Source organism: Actinomadura physcomitrii (genome assembly GCF_008923205.2).
Classification (GTDB): domain Bacteria; phylum Actinomycetota; class Actinomycetes; order Streptosporangiales; family Streptosporangiaceae; genus Spirillospora; species Spirillospora physcomitrii.
In genome coordinates this window covers 67,403-74,603 of record NZ_WBMS02000047.1, presented here as the reverse complement: position 1 = coordinate 74,603, position 7,201 = coordinate 67,403, and the positions used below count along the sequence as shown (strand labels likewise).

The 7,201-nt window shown below is 73.2% G+C and carries 6 protein-coding genes and 1 pseudogene; 6 read left to right on the top strand and 1 reads right to left on the bottom strand.

Annotated elements, in window-relative coordinates:
* From F8568_RS47525 to F8568_RS38945, 3 genes are all read left to right on the top strand, one after another.
* A partial coding sequence (locus F8568_RS47525; protein ID WP_207750435.1) for a hypothetical protein occupies positions 1 to 194 on the top strand: 194 nt, incomplete at its 5' end.
* Positions 195 to 727: 533 nt separating this feature from the next.
* Positions 728 to 1,705 carry an ATP-binding cassette domain-containing protein gene (locus F8568_RS38950; RefSeq protein WP_151598630.1) on the top strand — a complete coding sequence of 326 codons (978 nt, stop codon included), beginning with the start codon at positions 728 to 730 and terminating at the stop codon, positions 1,703 to 1,705.
* A complete protein-coding gene (locus tag F8568_RS38945; RefSeq protein WP_151598629.1) occupies positions 1,702 to 2,520 on the top strand; it encodes an ABC transporter permease in 819 nt (272 codons plus the stop codon). Before F8568_RS38950 ends, F8568_RS38945 begins: the two co-directional genes overlap by 4 nt.
* A 117-nt stretch (positions 2,521 to 2,637) precedes the next feature.
* Here the strand turns inward: F8568_RS38945 and F8568_RS38940 are convergent, their stop codons facing one another.
* Positions 2,638 to 5,886 carry a BTAD domain-containing putative transcriptional regulator gene (locus F8568_RS38940; protein ID WP_160573923.1) on the bottom strand — a complete coding sequence of 1,083 codons (3,249 nt, stop codon included), beginning with the start codon at positions 5,884 to 5,886 and terminating at the stop codon, positions 2,638 to 2,640.
* A 62-nt stretch (positions 5,887 to 5,948) separates the two neighbouring features.
* On the opposite strand from F8568_RS38940, the gene F8568_RS38935 reads away from it, so the two are divergent.
* From F8568_RS38935 to F8568_RS51280, 3 genes and pseudogenes are all read left to right on the top strand, one after another.
* Complete coding sequence (locus F8568_RS38935) at positions 5,949 to 6,236, top strand: DUF7218 family protein (protein ID WP_202125848.1); 288 nt, start codon at positions 5,949 to 5,951, stop codon at positions 6,234 to 6,236.
* A complete protein-coding gene (locus F8568_RS38930) occupies positions 6,236 to 6,598 on the top strand; it encodes a VOC family protein (protein ID WP_160573922.1) in 363 nt (120 codons plus the stop codon). Before F8568_RS38935 ends, F8568_RS38930 begins: the two co-directional genes overlap by 1 nt.
* Positions 6,561 to 7,168, top strand: a pseudogene (locus F8568_RS51280) (DUF1360 domain-containing protein). The gene F8568_RS38930 and the pseudogene F8568_RS51280 overlap by 38 nt, the downstream one beginning before the upstream one ends.
* The last annotated feature ends 33 nt before the right edge of the window (positions 7,169 to 7,201 follow it).

Below are 7,201 nucleotides of genomic sequence, written 5' to 3'. Positions count from 1 at the left end.
GCAGCCAAACCTCAGAAGAAAATCCCAGCAACACGATCCATCCGAAAACAGACCGCTTTGCCTCAAAGAAATCCCCACCACCCCCGCGAACGAGGATGGCCACGGGGCGACCCGGCCTGCCGGCCGGATCGATAAAGGCACTGGCTTTTAACACGCTGTTGAGTTCTCAAGAAACGGACACCCACCGCGCCTGACCCGCTTCCGCGAGCCTTGCTCCGGGGCAACCCTTCTAACTTACCGGAACTTTCGCTCCTGTCAACCGACTCGTCCGAATCGATCTTCAGGCGCGTCGCCCGCCTCCCGCATGCCATCGCAGGCGACGAAGATCGCCTGTGTCTGATCTTGCGGAAGAGTCCCGGGGCCGGCCACCTTGCGGCGTCCTGCATCCCCTCTCAGGCTGTCCACTCCAGGGTACCTCGCTCCGAAGCGGGCTTCGAACCGTTTTCCCGGGTGGCTTCCCCTGGGGCCGTCCGCCTTCCGGCGTCCCGCATCCCCTTGGGGCAGGAAGAACATTAGGCAGGCGCGTGCGGTCCGTCAAATCAGCGCGGCCACCGCCCGGACATGGTCCGGCCGTCCGCCGGAAACTCCCTGGTCACACGGGTTCGCGGCGGTCCGCGTCAGTGCCGTGTCAGTTCTGCGTCAGCGACTGAGGCGCGATGTGCGCGCCGTATCAGGGCCCTCCTGGACGCTCGGTGATGTCGAACACGGGACTGAGAGAGGCCGACCGATGGACTATGTGATCCAGGCCGAGGGCCTGCGGAAGCGGTTCGGGGAGACGCACGCCCTGGACGGAGTGGACGTCCAGGCGAAGCGCGGCACGGTGCTCGGGGTGCTGGGCCCGAACGGGGCCGGCAAGACGACCGCCGTGCGGATCCTCGCGACGCTGCTGAAGCCGGACGAGGGCCGCGCCTCGGTGTGCGGTTACGACGTGGCCAAGGACCCGGCGCGGGTGCGCGCGATGATCGGGCTGACCGGGCAGTACGCGTCGGTGGACGAGGAGCTGACCGGTGCCGAGAACCTGGTGATGATCGCGCGGCTGCTGGACTTCGGCCGGGCCGACGCGAAGGCCCGCGCGCGGGAGCTGCTGAGCCGTTTCCGGCTCACGGACGCGGGCGGCCGCGCGGTGAAGACCTACTCGGGCGGCATGCGCCGGCGGCTCGATCTGGCGGCGAGCCTGATCAACCGTCCCGAGGTCATCTTCCTGGACGAGCCGACGACGGGCCTGGACCCGCGGGCCCGCAACGAGGTGTGGGACACCGTCCGCGAGGTGGTCGCCGACGGCGCGACCGTGCTGCTGACCACCCAGTACCTGGACGAGGCGGACGCGCTGGCCGACCGGATCGCGGTGTTCGATCACGGACGGGTGATCGCGGAGGGGACGTCCGACGGCCTGAAGTCGCGAATCGGGCGGCAGACGCTCGCGGTGCGGGCGACCGAGATGTTCCGGACGGCACAGCTCACCGCGATCGTGGCGGAGCTCACCGGGGAGCGGCCCGAGGTGCAGGACGCGACGGGCCTGGTCACCGCGCCGGTGCAGGATCCGAAGCTGCTGTCGGCGCTGGTCCGCCGGCTGGACGAAGCGTCGATCGTGGCGGCGGAGCTGTCGCTGCGGCTGCCGAGCCTCGACGAGGTCTTCCTCACACTCACCGGGCACCTCGCCGAGGAGCGGCCCGCCGACCTGATCTCCGAGGGGAGCCTGGCATGACCACGATGACCGTCGACGCGCCCGTCTCGTCCGAGCCGCCCGCGCGGATCAGCCCGCGCCGGACGCTGCGGCACGGGCTGACGCTGGCGTGGCGCAACGTCGCGCAGTTGAAGCATTCGCCGGAGAAGCTGCTGGACACGACGCTGATGCCGATCGTGTTCCTGCTGCTGTTCCTGTACGTGTTCGGCGGGGCGCTCGCCGGTAACACCCACGCCTACCTGCAGCAGCTGCTTCCGGGCCTGGTGGCGCAGATGGCGATGTTCGCCACGATGGGGCTCGGGACGGCGCTGAACGAGGACATCCACAAGGGGGTGTTCGACCGGTTCCGGAGCCTGCCGATCGCGCGGTCGGCGCCGCTGATCGGGTCGGTGCTCGGGGACACGGTGCGGTTCCTGACCGTGATGGTGGTGCTGGTGGGCTTCGGGTCGATCCTGGGGTTCCGGTTCCACACCGACCCGCTGTCGGTGGTAGCCGCGTTCGCGCTGGCATACGTGTTCTACCTGGCGGTGTGCTGGATCTCGGTGCTGGTCGGGCTGGTGGCGCCGTCGCCGGAGACGGTGCAGGGCCTGGCGTTCATCTGGGTGATGCCGCTGACGTTCGGCAGCAGCATCCTGGTGCCGAACACCTCGACGATGCCGGGCTGGCTGGAGGCGTGGACGAAGGTGAACCCGGTCACGCACCTCGCGGACTCGGTGCGCGCGCTGACCGTGGGCGGGCCGGTCGGCAACCACGTCTGGTACACGCTGGCGTGGGCGGCGGGGATCGTCGTCGTCACGTTCCCGCTGGCGATGCGGATGTACTCGCGCCGCACCTGAGCGCGGCGGTGGCGTAGGCGCGTGCCGGGGACGCCGGCCCGGGAGCGGAGGGCCGGGCCGGCGTCCTTCGCCGCGTCCAGGGCATGAAGCAGGCCGGCGGACGCGCCGGGCCGCGGGTCAGGCCGTCGCGACGAGACCGTCGGCCTGGGCGAAGACCTCCTCGCGGGTGACGCGGCGGCCGCGCTCGCAGGCCTCCTCGAACGCGGCGGCGCCGATCTCCCGCCGCACCGCGAGCTCGACGCGGCGGACCTCGTGCGAGCTCTCGTTGCGGAAGCCGAGCAGGCCGTGCGCGGTGCCGAGCAGCTCCGCGGCCCGGACGTGGTGGCCGCGCGCGGCGGCGAGCGCCGCGACGCCCTCCAGCAGCGACGCCAGCAGCGGGTTCCCGTTGATCCAGTCGTCGCCGAGGTCGTCCCAGGCGCGGGCGTGCCATGCCGCGGCCTCGTCGAGGTCGCCCTCCTCCTCGGCGAGGCAGCCGAGCCGGGAGTAGGTGAGGCGCACCTCCCGGCTGAAGTCGGGGCGGTGCCGGCGCGGCTCGACCCACTTGTAGGCGCGGTCGGCGTAGCTGCGGGCGGTCTCCATGTCGCCTTCCCACAGCGCCATCTCGCACTGCAGGAGCAGCGCGGACGCGGCGTCCGCGAACTCGCCGACGCGTTCCATCGCCGCCGCCGCGGTCTGCGCGTCGCGGCGCGCCTGCTCGATGTCGCCGAGCGTCGCGCGCACGCGGGCGAGGCCGGTGAGCATCCCGGCGGCCGCCTCGGGGCTGAGGCCCTCGCGGGCGTAGCCGAGCGCCTCCTCGCCGTGCCGGATCGCGTCGGGGAGCCGTCCCTGCCCGACGGCGACCTGCATCATTCCGTTGAGCGCCATGATCTGCCCCCAGCGGTCGCCGAGCTCGCGGAGCGCGGCGCAGCCCTCGGCGGTCTCGTCGGCGGCGCGGTCGATCTCACCGGCGTTCAGGGAGACGAACCCGAGGATCACCTTCACGATGGCGTGCACCCACGGGTCGGGATGGTCCTCGACGGCCCGCAGCCGGCGCCGGGTGTCCTCCAGGTCACCGGCGAAGATGCTGCTCGCCGGCCGGGCCAGGGCGAGCACGGGGTGGCGCGGCGCGTCCGGGACGAACCGGATCACGCGGTCGAGCGCCGCCTGCAGGGAATCCTTCGTCGGCCCGTCGGAGGAGGCCATCACGGTGATCAGGTCGGCGGAGATGACGCACAGCGCGAACTCCTCCGCCATCCCCGGCGGCGCGCTGTCGCCCGCGATCTCGCGGACGGACCGGGCCCAGCCGCCGGCCTCGATCTCCATGTCGCGCATCATCCAGAACCACACCAGCGACGCCAGCAGCCGCAGCGCCGACGGCACGTTCCGGACGGCGGTCAGGTGCCGGAACGCGGCGCTGCAGTTGTCGCGTTCCGCGCTCAGCCGCGCGGCCCAGTGGAGCTGGTCCGCGCGGCGCAGTTCCGGCTCGGCGCGTTCGGCGAGGTCGACGCAGTACGCGGCGTGCTCGTCGCGGACGCGGCCGGTCTCGCCCGCCTCGTCGAGCTTCTCCGCCGCGTACACCCGGACCGTCTCCAGCAGCCGGTAGCGGACCTCGGCGTCGCCGTCCGCCATCACCAGCGACTTGTCGATCAGTGCGGCGATCACGTCGATGACGTCGTCGGGGTGCGGCGCGTCGGGCGCGGCGAGGCCGCACACCCGCACGGCGCTCTCCGGCGTCGCGCCGCCCGCGAACACCGACAGCCGGCGCAGCACGGTGCGCTCCACGTCGTCCAGCAGGTCCCAGCTCCAGTCGACGACGGCGCGCAGCGTCCGGTGCCGGGGCAGCGCGGTGCGGCTGCCGGCGGTGAGCAGCCGGAACCGGTCGCCGAGCCGGTCGGCCACCTGGCCGGGGGTGAGCGCGCGGAGCCGCGCGGCGGCCAGCTCGATGGCGAGCGGGATGCCGTCGAGCGCGCGGCAGATCGCTACGACGTCGCCGACGGTCTCGGCGTCGACCGCGAAGCCGGGGCGCACCGCCGCGGCCCTGTCGGCGAACAGCCGGACCGCCGCGTACCCGAGCGCCTCGGCCGGTTCGGGGTCGCTCTCCTCGGGCGGCAGCGGCAGCGACGGGACGGGGCACAGCGACTCGCCGGTGATGCCGAGCGGCTCGCGGCTCGTCGCGAGGATCCGCACGGCGGGGGCGTGGGCGAGCATGTGGCCGGCCAGTTCCGCGACGGCGTCGACGAGGTGCTCGCAGTTGTCGAGGACGACGAGCGTCCGCTTGCCGATGAGGAAGTCGGTGAGCCGTTCGAGGGGCCGCGGCACGGTCCGGGTCTCGCCCTTGCGGACGGTCTCGGGCACGCCGAGCGCGACCAGCACGGCCTGCAGGAGGTCGCCGGGGTCGCTGACCGGGGCGAGCGCGACGAACCACACGCCGTCCGGCATGTCGTCCAGGAACCCGGCGGCGGTCTCCCCCGCGAGCCGCGTCTTGCCCGCGCCACCCGGTCCGGTCAGGGTGACGAGCCGGGTCTCGCGCAGCAGCTTGCCGACCCGCCGCGACTCCTCCTCGCGCCCGACGAAGCTGGTGAGCTGCGCCGGGAGGTTGGTCCGGGCGGGGCCCGGGGCCGGCCGAGGCTCCGGCGGCGGGCCCGCGGCCGGAGCCGTCGCCGCCGGTTCGCGACGCAGGATCGACAGGTGGACGGCGGCGAGTTCCGGCGACGGGTCGACGCCGAGCCGGTCGGCGAGCGCGCGCCGCGTCTCCTCGTAGACCTCCAGGGCGTCGGCCTGCCGTCCCGCCGCGTACAGGGCCCGCATGAGCTGGCCGCGCAGCCGCTCGCGCAGCGGATGCGCGGCGGCCAGCGGCTCGAGCTCCGCGACCGGCGGGACGGGCCGTCCCGCGGCGAGCTCGGCGTCCACGAGGTCCTCGACGGCGGCGAGCCGCAGCTCGTCCAGCCGGCCGATCGCCGCGCGGGCGTGGTCGGCGTCGGCGACGTCCGCCAGCGCGGGACCGCGCCACAGCTCCAGCGCGCGGCGCAGGCCGTCCGCCCGGCGGTCCGGGTCGCTTTCCTTGCGTGCGGCGGCGACGGCGCGCTCGAACGCGACGGCGTCGACCTCCCCGGGGTCGATGCCCAGCCGGTAGCCGCCGGGGCCGTGCTCGACGAGATCGCGTCCCGCGACGCCGCGGAGCCGCGACACCAGGGCCTGGAGCGCGTTGCCGCCGCCCGCGGGGGGCGCGCCGTCCCACAGGTCGTCCAGCAGCCGGTCGGCCGACACGGGACGTCCCGCCTCCGCCGCCAGCCGGACCAGCAGCGCGCGCAGCCGCGGGCCGCTGACCTCGACGGGTCGCGCGGCCTCGTCCCGCACGGACAGCGGGCCCAGGATGCCGATGCGCACATGTCCCCTTTCCGGGTGCCATTGTCCCCGATAAGGAGACCCATCCCACCCACCGTCCATGTGTGGACGGCGCATACCGGGTAGTCACCATCTGTGCCAGAGCACAGATCAAGGACGAGACGAAGTACCAGAAGCTCCGTGACAAGGGCGAGAGCAAGGAGAAGGCGGCCCGGATCGCCAACGCCTCGGCGGCCCAGGGCGGCAAGAAGGTCGGCCGCAAGGGCGGCAAGAACCCTTCGTACGACGACTGGACGGAGGAAGACCTCCTGAAGCGGGCCCGCGAGATCGGCATCAAGGGCCGCTCCTCGATGAACAAGTCGCAGCTCGTGAAGGCGCTGCGCGACCACTGATGGAACTGGTCTTCGTGCTCGACTGCGCGGACCCCGACGCGCTCGCCGACTTCTGGGCCGCCGCGCTCGGCTACGAGCGCGGCGGCTACGACCCCCCGTACGTCGGCCTCACCGACCCCCGCGGGAGGAACCCCCGGCTGCTGCTGCAGCGCGTGCCCGAGCCGAAGGCCGGCAAGAACCGCATGCACCTGGACCTGCGGGTGGCCGACATGGACGCCGAGCTCGCCCACGTGACGGCGCTCGGCGCTCACCGCTGTCGGCGGTGGCGCTCAGCCCTGTCGACGGTCTCCACGCCCCGGGCCACCGCCGGATCCCGCAGAACTCATGCTGGACGTCCACGCGTCGAGCGAGCGGGGCGGTGACCCGGCGGCACCTCGGGTGCATCAGCAGCCTCACGGCTACCGACAAGAGGATGGTGCACCAGTGAGCACCGTCGTCGACACGGCGCGCAAGCAGAAGCGGAAGTACGCCGGGGACGCCGACCGGCCCCTCGGCTCCTACCTCGGCACCCTCGCCGTCTACGGCGTGACCACCACCGCGATGGCGCTGGCGGCCTGGAGGCGCCGCGGCAGCGCGCCCGCCGTCGGCCTCGCCGACCTCGCGCTGATGACGATCACCACGCACAAGCTGTCCCGGCTGATCGCCAAGGACCCGGTGACGAGCCCGCTGCGCGCCCCGTTCACCCGCTACTCCGGACGTCCGGCCCAGCCGAGCTCGCCGAGGAGGCCCGCGGGCACGGCGTCCGGCACGCCGTCGGGGAGCTGATCACCTGCCCGTTCTGCACCGGGCAGTGGGTCGCGACGGCCTACGCGGCCGGGCTGGTCTTCGCCCCGGACGCCACCCGCCTCGCCGGCGCCACGATGACCGCGGTGGCGGGGTCCGACTGGCTCCAGCCGGCCTACGCCCGGCTCCAGCGGTCCGCCGAGGGTTGAGTCCACAATCGCCACATTCTTGACGTTTGCCCC